This is a genomic window from Faecalibacterium faecis (assembly GCF_040096475.1).
GTDB classification, from domain to species: Bacteria; Bacillota; Clostridia; order Oscillospirales; family Ruminococcaceae; genus Faecalibacterium; species Faecalibacterium taiwanense.
The window spans coordinates 1-16,760 of the sequence record NZ_JBBMEP010000019.1 but is presented as its reverse complement, the minus strand read 5'-3'; the positions used below and the strand labels follow the sequence as shown (position 1 = coordinate 16,760).

Genomic DNA, 16,760 nt, shown 5'->3' with positions numbered 1-16,760 from the left:
GATCAGAGTAGATAACATGAATGTTTTGCTCCTTTTTTTGCAATTTCGGGTCAAAATGCCCGGCATGCATGGAATACGGCTGGGCAGAGCAGCGGATTGCAGGAAAAAATTGGGAGAAAACAAAACGGCACCCGTGCCGCTGCAAAAGCAGTACGGGTGCCGGAAGATCAATTGGTTTTCAACAGCTTCAGCGCTTTACGTTGAAAGCTGCCATGCCGGGGTAAACGGCGCTGCCGCCCAGCTGCTCCTCAATGCGCAGCAGCTGGTTGTACTTTGCAACACGCTCGGTACGGCTGGGAGCACCGGTCTTGATCTGGCAGGTGTTCAGAGCCACGGCCAGATCGGCAATGGTGGTGTCCTCGGTCTCGCCGGAGCGGTGAGAGCTGATGGCGGTGTAACCGGCCTTGTGAGCCATCTTGATGGCCTCCAGCGTCTCGGAAACAGAGCCGATCTGGTTCAGCTTGATCAGGATCGCGTTGCCTGCACCCAGCCCGATGCCCTTGGCCAGACGCTCGGTGTTGGTCACAAAGAGGTCGTCGCCCACCAGCTGGACCTTGCCGCCCAGCTCGCGGGTCATCTCCTGCCAGCCTTCCCAGTCTTCTTCATCCAGACCGTCCTCAATGGAGATGATGGGGTATTTTTCCACCAGACTCTTCCAGTGTGCGATCAGCTCGCTGGAGGTGAACTCGGTGCCGGCCTTGGGCAGCTTGTAGAAGCCCTTGCCCTTGGGGCTCTTCCACTCGGAGGACGCGGCATCCATAGCCAGCATGAAGTCCTTGCCGGGCACGTAACCGGCCTTTTCGATGGCGGCCAGAATGGTCTCAATGGTCTCCTCGTCGCTGGACAGGTTGGGGGCAAAGCCGCCTTCATCGCCCACGGAGGTAGCCAGCCCCTTGGCCTTCAGGATGGAAGCCAGAGCATGGAACACCTCAGCGCACCAGCGCAGCGCCTCTTTGAAGGAGGGTGCACCCACCGGCATAATCATGAACTCCTGCGTATCCACCGTGTTGGTGGCGTGTGCGCCGCCGTTCAGAATGTTCATCATGGGCACGGGCAGGCGGTTGCCGTTCACACCGCCCAGAAAGCGGTACAGCGGCATATCCAGAGAAGCAGCGGCTGCACGGCAGGCGGCAATGGACACGGCCAGAATGGCGTTTGCGCCCAGATTGGATTTATCTTTGGTGCCGTCGGCCTTGATCATGGCAGCGTCGATGGCGTAGATGTCGGAGGCATCCATGCCCACAACAGCATCAGCAATGACGGTGTTGATGTTCTCAACAGCCTTGGTCACGCCCTTGCCCAGATAGCGGCCCTTGTCGCCGTCCCGCAGCTCCAGAGCTTCAAACTCACCAGTGGATGCGCCGGAAGGTGCGCAGCCGCGTGCCACAGTGCCGTCGGCCAGAGTGATCTCCGCTTCCACGGTGGGGTTGCCGCGGGAGTCCAGAATTTCGCGGCCAACAACAGATTCAATTTCCAGATCGTTCATCTCGAAAACCTCCTGAATATCATTTCCATCCCTGTGCTGCCCGGGGCGGGCAGACGGGTGACGGCCAATTAGGATAGTTGTGTCTAACTAACCAACAGTATCCTACCACGCTTTCCGGCCCGGTGCAAGAGCCGATGCGCATGTTTGCGGATGTAAACTTTTTAAGGGGCAAAAAACGGCAGCTGATGGGGCAGAACATTCCGGCAAAGCAGGAAACAGCTGGTCTTTACAGTCTGCCCACTGGCAGCAGCGGGGATGCGTCATGCCTATCATGTTAATTTCATATGGCAGATATACTAAAATTTTTCTTTACTTTTTGTCAGGACGACTCTATACTGTTTTTGGTTCTAATATGTTTCTTTATGGTAGATAGAGGAGGATTTTCTATATGAATAAGGATCTGACGGTCGGCAAGCCGTCACAGGTTTTGTGGAAGTTCTGCCTGCCCATGTTCGGCAGCATCATCTTCCAGCAGCTGTACAACATTGCCGACAGCCTCGTTGCAGGCAAGTTCATCGGCGAGAATGCACTGGCTGCTGTGGGCAACAGCTACGAGATCACCCTGATCTTCATTGCATTTGCCTTTGGCTGCAACATTGGCTGCTCGGTCATCGTGTCCCGCTACTTTGGCGCAAAGGACTACGATGAGATGAAGACTTCGGTCTACACTTCCCTGATTGGCTCTGCCGTGCTGTGCGCCGTGCTGATGCTGATCGGCCTTGTGGGCTGCCACAGCCTGCTGGAGCTCATCAACACCCCGGAGGAGATTCTTGCGGATTCTTCGCTGTATCTGGATATCTACGTGCTGGGCCTGCCCTTCATGTTCTTCTACAACATCGCCACCGGCATCTTCTCCGCTCTGGGCGACAGCAAAACGCCCTTCTATTTTCTGGCAGTCTCGTCCCTGTCCAACATCGGCGTGGACATCCTGTTCGTGGCCGGTCTCAAGATGGGCGTAGCCGGTGTGGCATGGGCCACCTTCCTGTGTCAGGGTGTGAGCTGCGTGCTGGCCATGGTGGTGGTGTTCCGCCGCATCAGCGCCTTCAAGTCCACCCACAAGGTGGTGCTCTTCTCCTGGAACATGCTGGGCAAGGTAGCCATGGTCGCCATCCCCAGCATCCTGCAGCAGAGCTTCGTCTCTGTGGGCAACATCATCCTGCAGAGCGTCATCAACACCTTTGGTGCCAGCGTCATTGCAGGCTACTCTGCAGCCGTCAAGCTGAACAACATGGTCATCACTTCCTTTACCACGCTGGGCAACGGCATCTCCAACTACACCTCCCAGAACATGGGCGCGGGCAAGATGGACCGTGTGCACAAGGGCTTTGGAGCAGGCCGCAATCTGGTGTGGATCATCTGCGTGCCCATCGTGCTCCTGTACTTCTTCTTCGGCCGCTTCCTGCTGCTGCTGTTCATGAATGACCCGCAGGGTCCGGCCATCGACACCGGTATGCTGTTCCTGCGCATCCTGTCTCCCTTCTATTTTGTGGTGTCGCTCAAGCTGGTCACTGACGGCATCCTGCGCGGCTGCGGCATGATGGTGCGCTTTATGATCGCCACCTTCTCCGACCTGATCCTGCGCGTGGGCATCGCCATTGTGCTGAGCAGCACTGCTCTGGGCAGCACGGGCATCTGGATGGCATGGCCCGTGGGCTGGTGCATCGGCACCGGCCTGTCGCTGGTGTTCTACTTCACCGCTATCCGCAAGATCCTTGCAGAGTCTCCGGCCAAAGCGGAAGCAGAGGGCAAAGCTGCCGAGGCACGTGCAGAGGCCGAGTTCGCCGCAGATGCCGAAATGGAGACCCTGTAACCCTTTTGCAACTTGTGAATTGTGTTCACCTGACACACAAACAAAATGAAGCAATTGAAATAGTGCACAAAACAGACCCACTGCTTTTGGCTATTTTGGCAACAAAGTCCACAAAATGCCCCTGAAAGTATGGACGGTTTGTGAATTGCGGATTTTGGCTCACAGGTCTATAATATTGATAACGAAGCAAGGTCGCTTTGAGGGAAAGAGGGCCTTGCTTCCGTTTTTATACTGAAGCACGAATGCTCCTAAGGAGGATATTCACTATGAAAAAGATGATTTCTCGTCGTAATTTCTTGGCCGCTGCAGGTGTTGTTGCTGCAGCCGGCGTTCTGACTGCATGCGGCGGTTCTTCCAACAGCACTGCTGCTTCCGCCTCTACCGCAGCTTCTGGTGCCGCTGCTTCCGGCGACACAATCAAGGTGGGCGTTCTTGGACCTCTGACCGGTGATGTTTCCGTTTACGGTCAGGCCGTTGTCAACGGCGCTACCCTGTACCTGAAGCAGGTCAACGAAAAGGGCGGCATCAACGGCAAGCAGCTGGAGATCATCGCCATGGATGAGCAGGGCGATGCAACTCAGGCTGTTACCTGCTTCACCAAGATGTGCGATCAGGGCATCACCGCTCTGGTGGGCGATGTTACCACCACCCCGACTCTGGCACTTGCTGCCGAGAGCGCAGACTACAACATGCCCATGGTCACCGCTTCCGCTACCGCTGAGGCTGTCACCTACGATGCCGAGACCGACACCGTGAACGAGAATGTGTTCCGCGCAACCTTCACCGACCCGTTCCAGGGCATCAAGATGGCTGACTACGCTTACCAGCGGTTGGGCTACACCAAGGCAGCCGTCATCTTCCAGAAGGGCGCTGACTACAACGAGGGTCTGGCAGAGAACTTCGTCAACGAGTTCGAGAGCCTGGGCGGCACCATCGTCGATCAGGAGACCTACTCTGAGGGCGATGTGGACTACAAGACCCAGCTGACCACCATTCTGGGCAAGGCTCCCGAAGTGGTGTTCTGCCCCAACTACTATCAGGAAGTCGGTCAGATCCTGGCTCAGGCTGAGAGCATCGGTCTGGCAGTTCCCTTCCTGGGCGGCGACGGCTGGGATGGTCTGGAAGGCTACGCAACTGCCGACCAGCTGAAGGATGCCTACTTCTGCGCAAACTACGCAAAGGGCTCCAACCCCGACTTTGAGGATGCCTACAAGGCTGAGTACGGTGAGGAGTACCCCAACGGCTTCGCTCCTCTGGGCTACGATGCTGCCATGACCGTCGTCTACGGCATTCAGGCTGCTGAGGATGCCGGTCTGGCCGCCGGTGATGACGACTATAAGCAGGCCGTCATCGATGCTATCGCAGGCGGCACCATCGATGGCATCACCGGCACCTTCACCTTCGATGAGCACCACAACCCCGTCAAGCAGACCGCTATCCTGTGCTTCGACGGTGCAACCCCCGTTCTGAAGGAAATGTTCTGATCTGCTTTGATTCTGCGCACCGGTGTGCGGCATAAAGGCAGCACTCAGAAATAAAAGACCCATTGCGGAGACCGCCGGAACAGGTTTTGCTCGGCCGTCTCCGCTTTTTTGGTAAAAAAGTGCATTCCCCAAAAGGCGTGCAAACGCCGCAAAGAAAGGAAGTATCAGTCCATGACAGTGTTTTTTAGCCAGCTGATCAACGGCTTGTCCCTTGGCAGCATCTATGCACTGATCGCACTGGGTTACAGCATGGTGTACGGCATCATCCTGCTGCTGAACTTTGCCCATGGCGATGTCATTATGGTTGGTGCGTACATGTCCTGGTTCGTGATGAATCAGCTGGGCCTTGGCCCGGTCACTGCTGTATGCGCCACCATCATCACCTGCACGCTGCTGGGCGTTGTGATCGAGAAGATCGCCTACACCCCGCTGCGCAACGCACCCCGTATCTCCCTGCTGATCACGGCAATCGGCGTGTCCTTCTTCCTGGAGTACACTGCAGAGCTGATCCTTGGTTCCGGTGCAAAGGTCATTCCGGCCTACTACACCAACCAGACCTTCCACATCGGCTCTGTGCCGCTGGGCCTCACCTCTGTCATCACCCTGCTGGTCACGGTGCTGTCCATGCTGGCGCTCACCTTCCTTGTGCAGAAGACCAAGCTCGGCAAGGCCATGCGTGCCGTGTCTGAGGATATGGACGCTGCCCGTCTGATGGGCATTAACGTCAACAGCACCATTTCCTTTACCTTTGCGGTGGGCTCCGCACTGGCCGGTATCGGCTCGGTGCTGTACTGCTGCAGCTACCCGCAGGCGACCCCCACCATGGGCTCCATGCTGGGCCTGAAGGCCTTCGTTGCAGCCGTTCTGGGCGGCATCGGCTCCATTCCCGGTGCCATGATCGGCGGCATCGCCATCGGCCTGTGCGAGTGCTTTGTTTCCGCCATCGGCCTTTCCGCATGGAAGGATGCCGTCACGTTTGCGATCCTGATCATCGTGCTGCTGGTCAAGCCCACCGGCTTCCTTGGCCGCAAGGTTCAGGAAAAGGTGTAAGGAGGGCATGAAGATGAATACCAAACGCAAAACGCTCAAAATGCCCGTGCGCTACCTGATGAACGCCGTGCTGGTGGCTCTGCTGTTCGTGGGCCTGTCCTTCCTCACCCAGAACGTGCTGTCCACCTACCAGAACAAGGTGCTTCTCACCGTGGGCATCAACATCATTCTGGCTGTCTCGCTGAACGTTGCCACCGGTTATCTGGGCCAGCTGCCGCTGGGCCATGCCGGTTTCATGGCCGTGGGTGCTTACACCTGTGCCCTGTTCACGAAATACAGCAATCTGCCCTCCGGTGTCGCTTTTGTCGTGGGTCTGGTGCTGGCCTGCATCGTGGCGGGCCTGTTCGGCGTGCTGATCGGCATTCCTGCTCTGCGCCTGACCGGTGATTATCTGGCCATCCTGACGCTGGGCTTTGGCGAGATCATCCGCATCACCCTGAACAACATCGATGATGTGCTGGGCTTCAAGCTGTTCTACGGTGCCAAGGGCCTGAAGAACATCCCCAAGTATTCCAACTTCGCCAATGTGTTCATCTGCGTGGTCATTACCTGCTTTGCCATCCACGCCATGATGAAGAGCCGCCACGGCCGTGCCGTGCTGGCCATCCGCGATAACGAGATTGCTGCCGAAAGCTGCGGCATCCAGACTACTTATTATAAGGTCATGGCCTTTGCATTCTCCGCCGCCTTTGCCGGTCTGGCCGGCGGCCTGTACGCCTGCTATCTGGGCGTTCTGGACCCCTCCACCTTCGGCTTCATGAAGTCCATCGAAATTCTGGTCATGGTGGTTCTGGGCGGCATGGGCTCCATGCTGGGCTCTATCCTGTCCGCGACCGTGCTTACCATCCTGCCCGAGGCGACCCGCAGCTTTGACAGCTACCGCATGGTAGTCTACTCGCTGGTGCTGGTCCTCATGATGATCTTCCGTCCGGGCGGCCTGCTTGGCAGCTACGACTTCTCCATGAGCCGCATTGTGGAAAAGATCATGAACGGCGAACTGTTCCAGAAGAAAGCAAAGGAGGGCAAAGACCATGAGTGAATACCAGACTAAGCTGCACAGTGTGCCCTCCGGCGGCTTTTTGACCGACCGCGACATGGACAAAAAGCCCATTCTGGACGTGCGTGAGCTGGGCATCGACTTCGGCGGTCTGACCGCCGTGGATGGCTTCAACCTGATGATCGGCCGCAACGAGATCACCGGTCTGATCGGCCCCAACGGTGCCGGTAAGACCACCGTGTTCAACCTGCTGACCAACGTCTACCAGCCCACCCGCGGCTCCATCCTGATCGATGGTATGCCCACCGCCGGCAAAAAGACCTATCAGGTCAACCGCATGGGCGTGGCCCGTACCTTCCAGAACATCCGCCTGTTCAAGGAACTGAGCGTCATCGATAACATCAAGGTGGGCCTGCACGAGTCCATGAAGTACAATCTGGCATCTTCGCTGATCCGCCTGCCCAACTACTGGAAGGAAGAGAAGAAGTGCACCGAACGTGCTCTGGAGCTGCTGGATATCTTCCACATGGCAGACCTCGCCAATGTGCAGGCAGGCAGCCTGCCCTACGGCGCACAGCGCCGTCTGGAGATCATGCGTGCACTGGCCACCAGCCCGAAGCTGCTGCTGCTGGACGAGCCTGCTGCCGGTATGAATCCCTCTGAGACTGCAGAACTAACCGAGACCATCCGCCGCATCCGCGACGAGTTCAACATCGCCGTGCTGCTGATCGAGCATGATATGAGCCTGGTCATGGGCATCTGCGAGGGCATTGCCGTGCTGAACTTCGGCCGCATCATCGCCAAGGGCACGCCGGATGAGATCCGCAACAACCCGCAGGTCATCGAAGCCTATCTGGGCAAGAAGGAGGGCTAAGCCATGGCTGATACGTTACTGAAAGTTGATAACATCAACGTCTATTACGGCAACATCCACGCCGTCAAGGACATCTCCTTCGAGGTGGATCAGGGCGAGATCGTCACCCTGATCGGTGCCAACGGTGCTGGCAAATCCACCACCCTGAAGACCATTTCCGGCCTGCTGAAGCCCAAGACCGGCGACATCCTGTACAAGGGCAGCAGCATCAAGGGCATGCGCGCCCACAAGATCGTGGAAGCAGGCCTTGCCCATGTGCCGGAAGGCCGCCATGTGTTCCTGCACATGACCGTGGAAGAAAATCTGGACATGGGTGCATACACCCAGCCTGCTTCCACCATTGCACCCAACAAGGAAAAGGTGTTTGAGCTGTTCCCCCGCCTGAAGGAGCGCCGCAAGCAGCTGGCCGGTACCATGTCCGGCGGCGAGCAGCAGATGCTGGCTATGGGCCGTGCACTGATGAGCAACGCTTCCATGCTGATGCTGGACGAGCCTTCCATGGGCCTTTCGCCGCTGCTGGTGCAGGAGATCTTCGACATCATCCAGAACGTGCACAAGGAAGGCATGACCATCCTGCTGGTGGAGCAGAACGCACAGATGGCTCTTTCCGTGGCAGACCGTGCCTACGTCCTTGAGACGGGCCGTGTGGTCATGGAGGGCACCGGTGCTGAACTGCTGACCAACGAGCGCGTGCGCAGCGCATATCTGGGCGGCTAAGCAAAAAATCGTATAAGAAAAGGGGCTGTTGCACATGCAACAGCCCCTTTTTTGCAGTATTTGTTATGCCAGCAGAGCCATGATATTTGCGGTAATCAGGCCGCCTGCCGTGCCAATGACGTAGCCCATCAGAGCCATCAGAACGCCAACAGGCACCAGAGCGCCGCTGTAGGCACCAGCCAGAATGGGAGCGGATGCGGAACCGCCGATGTTTGCCAGAGATGCAACACCGCAGGTGAACATATCCAGATGGAAGATCTTTGCCAGCAGCACCAGAATGATGCCGTGGATGGCCAGGATCATAAAGCCCGCCAGGATCCATGCGGGTGCATCGGTCAGCTCCAGGAAGCTTGCGCGGGAGGCAAGCAATGCCACCACGGAGTACAGCAGCAGGTTGGACAGCTCGGTGCTGCCTGCCATGCGGCCCACGGGGGTGACAGCGCCGATCAGGCCGGACAGCGTGATGAGCAGGACGGTCCAGGTGGCCTTGTCCAGGAAGGGCATTGCGCCGTTCAGGGCTGCGCCGATGTCCTGACCGAAGGCGGAGATCACCAGAGCCAGACCCAGCAGGAAGATCAGGTTGACAAAGCTGGCCTTGTCCTCGTTGCCCTTTGCGTCCTCTTCCAGACGGCGGGACACTTCATCCAGCGTGGTGGTGTCGGCCTTGACCCACTTGTTGAACTTGGGAGCAAGGTTGATGGCCCACAGCAGGAACATGACCCAGATGGAGTAGTCGATGGAGTCCACCACCAGTGCGTAGGCCATGTCAGCTTCGCCGATGTCCAGCGCAGCCTGCACGGCGACCATGTTGCCGGAGCCGCCCATCCAGCTGCCGCACAGAGCGCCCAGTGCCTTCCATGCTTCGGAGCCAAGGGGCCCCTTCATGATGGCGAAGGTGGCAATGAAGGCCAGCGAGATGGAGACGGAAGCGGCAAAGAAGCCGCCCAGCATCTTGGGACCCAGCTTGATGATCTTGCGGATGTCGCAGCGCAGCAGCATCAGGAAGATCATTGCATACAGCAGGTTGTTTTTCAGCACGGAGTAGGCAGGCTTGGTGGCCTCCATGTCCCATGCACCCAGCGTGCAGAGAATCATGGTAATGAGGTACAGCAGAACGATAGGTGGTGCATAGTCGAAGAATTTCGACTTCGTGTAGCGTTGCAGCCACACCAGCAGTGCGGCAATGAACACCAGCACGGCGATGTAGGTGAAACCGTTTGTGATCATGAACCCAATCCCCTTTCTTTTTGTGCAATTTTTGCGGACAATTGTCTTTACAATATCGACAATTTCGTATACAATACTACCATAGATTTCATAATCTGGCAATATTTTTTTATCGAAAGGGGTAGGTTTTTGCATGAAAATCACGGAAGTACGTCTCGGTCTGATCTCCGTGCCGCTGCGCGTGCCTTTTAAGACGGCTCTGCGCTCGGTCAGCAGCGTGGAGGATGTGATCGTAGAGATCCACACCGACACCGGCGCTGTGGGTTATGGTGAGGCACCTCCCACCGGTGTGATCACCGGCGACACCACCGGTGCCATCATCGGTGCCATCCGCGACCATATCGCAAAGACCATCATCGGCCGCGATGTGGACGACTTTGAAGACCTGATGATCGCACTGAATGCCTGCATCCAGAAGAACACCAGCGCCAAGGCTGCTGTGGATATGGCCCTGTGGGATCTGTACGGCCAGCTGTACAAAATCCCTGTGTACAAGCTGATGGGCGGCGCAAAGAAGTCCATCGTCACCGACATCACCATCAGCGTCAACGACCCCGAAGAGATGGTGCGCGATGCCCTGAACGCCATCGACCGCGGCTACGACTGCCTGAAGGTCAAGGTGGGCAAGGAGCCGGAAAAGGATATCGCACGCCTGAGCGCCATCCGCGGTGCTGTGCCCAAGGAGACCTGCATCCGCATCGACGCAAATCAGGGCTGGACTCCTAAGGAAGCCGTGCGCATCCTGAACGGAATGCAGGAGAAGGGCCTTGATCTCGAATTCGTGGAGCAGCCGGTCAAGGCCCACGATTTTGAAGGCCTGAAGTATGTTACCGAGCGCTCCTATGTGCCGGTGCTGGCCGACGAGAGCGTGTTCTCCCCGCAGGACGCACTGACCATCATGCAGATGGGAGCCGCAGACCTCGTGAACATCAAGCTGATGAAGTGCGGCGGCCTGTACAACGCCCTCAAGATCGCATCCGCTGCCGAGGTGTACGGCGTGGAGTGCATGATCGGCTGTATGCTGGAAGCCAAGATCAGCGTGAATGCCGCCGTGCATCTGGCCTGCGCAAAGCAGATCATCACCCGCGTGGATCTGGACGGCCCCGTGCTGTGCAGTGAGGACCCCATCCTCGGCGGTGCAGTGTTCAACGAAAAGGAGATCACGGTTTCCAACGAGCCGGGCCTTGGCATCAAGGGCATTGAGCCGGGCAAGATCAAGTATCTGGACTAAACTCCTTCCGTCATTGCTTCGCAATGCCACCTCCCTCAAGGAGGGAGGCTTTGGCCGAGCGGAAAACTTTATCTTTTCGCCGGAGGCTCCCTCATTGAGGGAGCCTCCGGCGCGGCGTGAGCCGTGCCTGAGGGAGTTATGCAAAAACGGCACCTGCCAATTCCGCAGGTGCCGTTTTGTGTTTTGGGCCGTTATGCTTTGTAAGCCAGAATAGTCTTCAGGTATTCCCACACACGGGCCACCGATGCAATGTCGGCGCGCTCATTGGGGGTGTGGACATGCAGCAGGTTCGGGCCAAAGGAGATGCAGTCCAGCCCGTCGATCTTGCCCGAGAGGATACCGCATTCCAGGCCCGCATGAATGGCAACGATCTGGGGCTTTGCACCGTACTGTGCCTCGTACACAGCAACGCAGCGGTCGCGCAGGGCGCTTTTGCGGGCGTAGGTCCAAGCGGGATAGTCGCCGTGGAACCGCACGCTGCCGCCCAGCAGCTCGGTCAGGGTCTGCAGTTTGCAGCTCAGCAGCTCCTTCGCCGAGGGCACCGAGCTGCGCAGGGAGAAGCGCAGAATGGCTTCCTGCTCGTCCATCTCGGCAACGCCCAGATTCAGCGAGGTCTCCACAAGGCCCGGCACATCCATGCTCATGGCCTGCACGCCCCATGGCATCAGCAGCAGGGCCTTGCGCAGGCGCTGGGTGGAATCGGCATCTAATGCGCTGAACGCGCCGCAGCCCTGTTCCGTGAGCTGCAGGCAGATGGCGGGGTCTGCCGTGCCATATTCGGCCTGCACCTGTGCGGCGAACTGAGCGGCAGCAGTGTGCACGCCCTCGGTGATGCCTGCGGGCAGCACCAGCGTGATGCTGCTTTCTTTGGGAATGACATTCTCCTTTGCGCCGCCGGACAGTGCCAGAGCGGCGTAGTCCACGCCATTTTCGGTCAGCAGTGTCAGCCAGCGCCCCAGCAGAGCGATGGCGTTGGCGCGGCCTTTGTGAATCTCGGTGCCGGAGTGCCCTCCCACAAGTCCCGCGATGTCCGCCTTCACGGCGGTGCCGGTCACAGCCGCACGGGTGATGGGCAGATGGCACTCGACGCGGCGTCCGCCCGCACAGCCTGCGGTGAGCACGCCTTCTTCCTCGGAGTCGATGTTGAGGAGCAGGCGGCCCTCAAGGTCGGAAAAATCCATGGCAGACGCACCCAGCAGGCCCACCTCCTCGCAGACGGTCAGCACGACCTCCAGCGCAGGGTGGGGAATGTCCTTTGCATCCAGAACAGCCAGCGCATAGGCCACGGCAATGCCGTCGTCGCCGCCAAGGGTCGTGCCCTCGGCGCACACATAGCCGCCGTCTACGACCGGGTGGATGGCATCCTTCTCAAGATCCAGCGGGCAGTCGGCGGTCTTGTCGCCCACCATGTCCAGATGGCCCTGCAGGATCAGGCCCGGCTCCTTCTCGTATCCGGGTGTGGCCGGTGCCTTGATGAGCACATTGCCCATCTCGTCCTGACGGCAGGCAAGGCCGTGGGCCTTGGCGAACTGCACGCAGTAGTCGCTCAGTGCCTTTTCGTGGTGGGAGGTGTGCGGAATGCTGCAGATCTCCTCAAAGTAATAAAAAACCGAAGCTGGTTCCAGATTGGATAATACGCCCATAATGTTCCCTCTCCTTGTGCTGTATTTTAAGAAAAAAGACCGGCAAAGCTGTGAACCATGCCGGTCTTTCGGGTCTTTACTCTGCCTGACTCAGGCAGTCGTCCATGGCGGTGAACACAGCGTCGCTGGTCATGGTAGCACCGGCAACAGCGTCCACACCGCTGGTGGAACCAGCCTTGGTCAGCTGGTCTGCCAGAGTTTCAGCAGCGATTCCGCCCAGTTCGGGAGTCTCGCCGGATGCATCGATCTCCACACCGGTCACCCGGCCGCCGGTGACGGTGACGGTCACGGTCACATCACTCAGGCAGCCCTGAGCGCTGGACGTATAGATGCCATCCGTCAGGCTGGCGGCGTTGTCGGCAGCGGGCACAGTGCCGGTGTACTTGATGTACAGGCCGAGCACAACTGCCATAATGACAGTGACAACAGCCATGATGATAACATTCCGGGTGAGTTTCTTCATAAAAGATCAAATGCTCCCTTTTGACGTGATATATTTTTACTTTGCGGGTTTGAAACTGTCGCGCAGGGTGACGACGCGGTTGTAAACGCCGGGGTTCTTGGAGTCCGGCGTAAAGAAGCCGGTGCGCACGAACTGGAACTTCTCACCGGGCTTTGCGTCCTTCAGGCTTTCTTCCAGCTTGCAGCCCTTGCACACAACAACGCTTTCCGGGTTCAGGTAGTCCTTGTAATCGCTGCCCTCGGGGATGGCGTTCATGTTGGCCTCGGTGAACAGCTTGTCGTACAGGCGCACCTCGGCATCCACAGCATGGGCGGCACTCACCCAATGGATGGTGCCCTTGACCTTGCGGCCGTCGGCGGGATTGCCGTTGCCCGTCTCAAGGTCGGCGGTGCAGTGGATGGCGGCAATGCTGCCGTCGGCATTCTTCTCCACGCCGGTGCACTTGACGATGTAAGCGCCCATCAGACGCACCTCACCGCCAATGGTCAGGCGCTTGAACTTGGGAGGCGGCACCTCGGCAAAGTCCTCATTCTCGATCCACAGCTCTTTGGTAAAGGCCACCTTGCGGGTGGTGGTATCGTTGGCTTCGCGGTTGGGGTTGTTGGCTACATCAAAGTACTCGGTCTTGTCCTCCGGGTAGTTGTCTACGATCAGCTTTACGGGGTCCAGCACGGCAATGCGGCGCTGAGCGGTCAGGTCCAGCTCGCTGCGGATGCAGGCTTCCAGCTGGCGCATGTCGATCAGGTTGTCGGATTTAGAAATACCGGCCTCCCGCACGAAGGTGAAGATGGAGGTGGGGGTGTAGCCGCGGCGGCGCAGGCCGCACAGGGTGGGCATACGGGGGTCGTCCCAGCCGTCCACAATGCCCATTTCCACCAGCTCACGCAGATAGCGCTTGCTCATGACGGTGTTGGTCATGTTCAGGCGTGCAAACTCACGCTGCTTGGGGAAGGCAGTGCCGAAAATGTTCTCGATGACCCAGTTGTACAGCGGACGGTGGTTCTCGAACTCCAGACTGCACATGCTGTGGGTGATGCCCTCAATGGCATCCTGAATGGGGTGTGCGAAGTCGTACATCGGGTAGATGCACCACTTGCTGCCCTGACGGTGATGCTCGGCGTACTTGATGCGGTAGATAGCCGGGTCACGCATGTTCATGTTGGGGCTGGCCAGATCGATCTTGGCACGCAGGGTCTTTTCGCCCTCCTGGAACTCACCGGCACGCATCCGGCGGAACAGGTCAAGATTCTCTTCCGGGGTGCGGTCGCGCCACGGAGAGGGACGGGAAGGCTTGCCGGCATCGGCACCGCGGTACTCGCGCATTTCGTCGCGGGTCAGGTCGTCCACGTAGGCCTTGCCCTCCATGATGAGCTTTTCGGCATACTCGTAGCATTTATCAAAGTAGTCGCTGCCGTAGAAGATGCCGCCGTTGGGGTCGGCACCCAGCCAGTGCAGATCCTCGATGATGCTGTTCACGTACTCCTCACCCTCGCGGGCAGGGTTGGTGTCGTCCAGACGCAGGTTGAACTTACCGCCGTACTGGTTTGCAATGGACCAGTTGATGTAGATGGCCTTGGCACTGCCGATGTGCAGGTAGCCGTTGGGCTCGGGCGGGAAGCGGGTATGGATCTCGCTGATCTTGCCCTCGGCCAGATCAGCGTCGATGATGTCGGTCAGAAAGTTTTTATCTGCCATATGTTTTCCCCCTGTCAAAGGCACAAAGTGCCTATATATTCCATAATACTATATAATACACTATTCTGCCGATTTCTTCAAGAGAAAACCCTCTCAGTCTCGCATACGCTCGCCAGCTCCCCCGAGAGGGGGAGCTTAACTCCTCCAGTCACCTTCGGTGACAGCCCCCTCAGAGATGGGGCCCTTGGCAGTACGGTAAAGCTTTTCCTCTTTGCCAAAGGCTCCCTCCCCGAGGGAGCTGGCAAAGCCGTCAGGCTTTGACTGAAGGAGTTCTCCCATCCGAAAAATCCCCAATTCATGTTGTTTTCCACAACTTTTTCCCTATCCCTTGACACCGCCGTGCAAGGAGAGTATATTTTTGCATGGCATACAGCGCATTTTGCCGTGTTTAAAATAGGAGGAACCCCATGAACAGTTTAAAAGAAGCGTTCAGCAGGAAAAATATGCTGAAGAATTTAAATTTCTTCGGTGAGCTGAATCTCGGCCTGATCCTGACGGCGGTCGGCATCGTTTACTTTAAAAATCCCAATCATTTTGCATTTGGCGGCACCTCGGGCCTGTCCATTCTGCTGGCAGACCTGTTCCCTAAGATCAACGTGGGCGGCTTTATGTGGATCATCAACCTGATTCTGGTGGTGCTGGGCTTCGTCTTTCTGGGCATCAAGACCATGGGCTGGACGATCTATTCTTCCTTTGCGCTGTCCTTTTTTGTGTCGGTGTGCGAGTGGCTCTATCCCGTCAACGTTTCCATGAGCGGCGATGCCATGCTGGATCTGGTGTTCGCCGTGTTCCTGCCGGCTCTGGGTGCGGCGATCGTGTTCGACATCGGTGCATCCACCGGCGGTACGGATATTGTGGCCCTGATTCTGGCAAAATATACCTCTATGGAGATCGGCAAAGCCCTGATGGCCAGCGATATCCTCATCGTGCTGGCGGCGGCATGGCGGTTCGGCATGGGCACCGGCCTTTACTGCATCCTTGGTCTGATCGGCAAGAGCTTTGTGGTGGACGGTGCCATCGAGAACATCCGCCTGCGCAAGGTGTGCACCATCGTGACGTCCAACCCGCAGCCCATTCTGGACTTCATCATCAAGGAAATGAACCGTTCCGCTACCGTGGAAAAGGCTTACGGCGCTTACACCCACCACGAGCTGAGCGTGCTGGTGACGGTGCTGACCCGCCGTCAGGCCCTGCAGCTGCGCAACTTCCTGCGGGAGAACGACCCCCGGAGCTTTATCACCATCGTCAATTCCAGTGAGATCATCGGCAAGGGCTTCCGCTCCTTTAATTAAAGGCACGGCAGGGCCACGCCGCTATTGACGAACCGCTCCAAAAACGATATACTATATTCCGGCGGTGCAGCAGTGCCGCCGGATGCCGGGGTGTTGCGCAGTTGGTAGCGCGCCTGCTTTGGGAGCAGGAGGCCGCGAGTTCGAGTCTCGCCACTCCGACCAGACAAAAATAATCCGAACTTATTTCCAATAGGAGATGGGTTCGGATTATTTGTTTTCTTCGGAAAGCTCAATAGCGGTTTCCGACAGAAGACGAAATCCGAAATCATAGATTGACCGATACAAGCCAGACAGTGATTTCAGGAGGACACGATTATGAAGTACGATGCAAGAGCCTGTCATTTTAACATGGACACCGGCTGTGTGGAGCTGCTGCTCCGGGATGGGAGAAAAATTTCCATCAACTGCACCGGGGTCGAGGATGCACTGGATGTCACTATGGCACAGCGGACTGAATTGGACTACCTCATCTATAATGACCCGCTGGCGTATGCTGAGTTGATTCTGAACGGTGAGCCAGAGGAGTATCTGAAGAATGCGGCTGGTAGTCACGGACTAGAGGACTAAACGTAAAAACAGGGTGCGCCCACCCGGACGCACCCTGAAAAATCCACCTACGACAACGATATGTACAACAGGGCGTTCCCCGTAGCAGAGTTCCCATAAAACAGTATTTGCAAAAGTTCCCGCAATGGGGCAGATTTGGCGTGACTTCGGTCACGCCTTTTCTTTTGCTTCCAGTTCATCCAGAGGGATATACCCCAGCCCATCATACTTAATATGGATGTGCT

Annotated in this window: 14 protein-coding genes and 1 tRNA gene; 10 read left to right on the top strand and 5 right to left on the bottom strand. The window is 57.5% G+C overall.

Annotated features, from left to right (window positions below; translation table 11 throughout):
• Positions 1 to 187: 187 nt before the first annotated feature.
• A complete protein-coding gene (gene eno / locus WMO17_RS10205) occupies positions 188 to 1,486 on the bottom strand; it encodes a phosphopyruvate hydratase (protein ID WP_097781302.1) in 1,299 nt (432 codons plus the stop codon).
• Between the two features lie 388 nt (positions 1,487 to 1,874).
• Between eno and WMO17_RS10200 the strand changes: the two genes are divergently transcribed.
• The 6 genes from WMO17_RS10200 to WMO17_RS10175 all read left to right on the top strand — a co-directional run bounded on the left by WMO17_RS10200 (position 1,875) and on the right by WMO17_RS10175 (position 8,418).
• Positions 1,875 to 3,296 carry an MATE family efflux transporter gene (locus WMO17_RS10200; protein ID WP_349138006.1) on the top strand — a complete coding sequence of 474 codons (1,422 nt, stop codon included), beginning with the start codon at positions 1,875 to 1,877 and terminating at the stop codon, positions 3,294 to 3,296.
• Positions 3,297 to 3,562: 266 nt separating this feature from the next.
• Positions 3,563 to 4,780, top strand: a complete 1,218-nt coding sequence (locus WMO17_RS10195; RefSeq protein WP_097781300.1) for an ABC transporter substrate-binding protein — start codon at positions 3,563 to 3,565, stop codon at positions 4,778 to 4,780.
• Between the two features lie 171 nt (positions 4,781 to 4,951).
• Complete coding sequence (locus WMO17_RS10190) at positions 4,952 to 5,830, top strand: branched-chain amino acid ABC transporter permease (protein ID WP_349138005.1); 879 nt, start codon at positions 4,952 to 4,954, stop codon at positions 5,828 to 5,830.
• Positions 5,831 to 5,843: 13 nt separating this feature from the next.
• The gene (locus tag WMO17_RS10185; RefSeq protein ID WP_097774467.1) at positions 5,844 to 6,869 is read left to right on the top strand and encodes a branched-chain amino acid ABC transporter permease; all 1,026 of its coding nucleotides are present in this window, start codon (positions 5,844 to 5,846) and stop codon (positions 6,867 to 6,869) included.
• On the top strand, positions 6,862 to 7,701 hold the full coding sequence (locus WMO17_RS10180; protein ID WP_097774466.1) for an ABC transporter ATP-binding protein: 840 nt from the start codon (positions 6,862 to 6,864) through the stop codon (positions 7,699 to 7,701). Before WMO17_RS10185 ends, WMO17_RS10180 begins: the two co-directional genes overlap by 8 nt.
• 3 nt (positions 7,702 to 7,704) lie before the next feature.
• Positions 7,705 to 8,418, top strand: coding sequence for an ABC transporter ATP-binding protein (locus WMO17_RS10175; RefSeq protein ID WP_005942657.1), 714 nt, complete (start codon positions 7,705 to 7,707; stop codon positions 8,416 to 8,418).
• Positions 8,419 to 8,481: 63 nt separating this feature from the next.
• Here WMO17_RS10175 and WMO17_RS10170 read toward each other — a convergent pair whose 3' ends face one another.
• A complete protein-coding gene (locus WMO17_RS10170) occupies positions 8,482 to 9,645 on the bottom strand; it encodes a DUF819 family protein (protein ID WP_298638682.1) in 1,164 nt (387 codons plus the stop codon).
• Positions 9,646 to 9,778: 133 nt separating this feature from the next.
• Between WMO17_RS10170 and WMO17_RS10165 the strand changes: the two genes are divergently transcribed.
• A complete protein-coding gene (locus WMO17_RS10165) occupies positions 9,779 to 10,876 on the top strand; it encodes a dipeptide epimerase (protein WP_337679198.1) in 1,098 nt (365 codons plus the stop codon).
• Between the two features lie 191 nt (positions 10,877 to 11,067).
• On the opposite strand, the gene WMO17_RS10160 is transcribed toward WMO17_RS10165, so the two are convergent.
• From WMO17_RS10160 to WMO17_RS10150, 3 genes are all read right to left on the bottom strand, one after another.
• Entirely contained in the window at positions 11,068 to 12,519 is a 1,452-nt protein-coding gene (locus WMO17_RS10160; protein WP_349138004.1) for an aminoacyl-histidine dipeptidase, read from the bottom strand.
• Between the two features lie 76 nt (positions 12,520 to 12,595).
• Entirely contained in the window at positions 12,596 to 12,982 is a 387-nt protein-coding gene (locus WMO17_RS10155) for an FMN-binding protein (RefSeq protein WP_154259546.1), read from the bottom strand.
• 36 nt (positions 12,983 to 13,018) lie between these two features.
• Positions 13,019 to 14,677: a glutamine--tRNA ligase/YqeY domain fusion protein gene (locus WMO17_RS10150; RefSeq protein ID WP_005942643.1), complete on the bottom strand. Its 1,659-nt coding sequence runs from the start codon at positions 14,675 to 14,677 to the stop codon at positions 13,019 to 13,021.
• A gap of 407 nt (positions 14,678 to 15,084) precedes the next feature.
• Between WMO17_RS10150 and WMO17_RS10145 the strand changes: the two genes are divergently transcribed.
• From WMO17_RS10145 to WMO17_RS10135, 3 genes are all read left to right on the top strand, one after another.
• Positions 15,085 to 15,969 (top strand): YitT family protein, encoded by an 885-nt coding sequence (locus tag WMO17_RS10145; protein ID WP_097781295.1) that lies wholly within the window; start codon positions 15,085 to 15,087, stop codon positions 15,967 to 15,969.
• 86 nt (positions 15,970 to 16,055) lie between these two features.
• A tRNA-Pro gene (locus tag WMO17_RS10140) sits at positions 16,056 to 16,131 on the top strand.
• Positions 16,132 to 16,284: 153 nt separating this feature from the next.
• Positions 16,285 to 16,536 (top strand): DUF6061 family protein, encoded by a 252-nt coding sequence (locus WMO17_RS10135; RefSeq protein ID WP_112122115.1) that lies wholly within the window; start codon positions 16,285 to 16,287, stop codon positions 16,534 to 16,536.
• The last annotated feature ends 224 nt before the right edge of the window (positions 16,537 to 16,760 follow it).

Excerpts from the sequence above, each read along its gene's own strand:
- WMO17_RS10195 (WP_097781300.1), top strand. The coding sequence starts at position 3,563 with ATGAAAAAGATGATTTCTCGTCGTAATTTCTTGGCCGCTGCAGGTGTT.
- WMO17_RS10160 (WP_349138004.1), bottom strand. The coding sequence starts at position 12,519 with ATGGGCGTATTATCCAATCTGGAACCAGCTTCGGTTTTTTATTACTTT.
- WMO17_RS10190 (WP_349138005.1), top strand. The coding sequence starts at position 4,952 with ATGACAGTGTTTTTTAGCCAGCTGATCAACGGCTTGTCCCTTGGCAGC.
- WMO17_RS10145 (WP_097781295.1), top strand. The coding sequence starts at position 15,085 with ATGAACAGTTTAAAAGAAGCGTTCAGCAGGAAAAATATGCTGAAGAAT.
- WMO17_RS10175 (WP_005942657.1), top strand. The coding sequence starts at position 7,705 with ATGGCTGATACGTTACTGAAAGTTGATAACATCAACGTCTATTACGGC.
- WMO17_RS10150 (WP_005942643.1), bottom strand. The coding sequence starts at position 14,677 with ATGGCAGATAAAAACTTTCTGACCGACATCATCGACGCTGATCTGGCC.
- WMO17_RS10155 (WP_154259546.1), bottom strand. The coding sequence starts at position 12,982 with ATGAAGAAACTCACCCGGAATGTTATCATCATGGCTGTTGTCACTGTC.
- WMO17_RS10170 (WP_298638682.1), bottom strand. The coding sequence starts at position 9,645 with ATGATCACAAACGGTTTCACCTACATCGCCGTGCTGGTGTTCATTGCC.
- WMO17_RS10135 (WP_112122115.1), top strand. The coding sequence starts at position 16,285 with ATGAAGTACGATGCAAGAGCCTGTCATTTTAACATGGACACCGGCTGT.
- eno (WP_097781302.1), bottom strand. The coding sequence starts at position 1,486 with ATGAACGATCTGGAAATTGAATCTGTTGTTGGCCGCGAAATTCTGGAC.
- WMO17_RS10200 (WP_349138006.1), top strand. The coding sequence starts at position 1,875 with ATGAATAAGGATCTGACGGTCGGCAAGCCGTCACAGGTTTTGTGGAAG.
- WMO17_RS10165 (WP_337679198.1), top strand. The coding sequence starts at position 9,779 with ATGAAAATCACGGAAGTACGTCTCGGTCTGATCTCCGTGCCGCTGCGC.
- WMO17_RS10185 (WP_097774467.1), top strand. The coding sequence starts at position 5,844 with ATGAATACCAAACGCAAAACGCTCAAAATGCCCGTGCGCTACCTGATG.
- WMO17_RS10180 (WP_097774466.1), top strand. The coding sequence starts at position 6,862 with ATGAGTGAATACCAGACTAAGCTGCACAGTGTGCCCTCCGGCGGCTTT.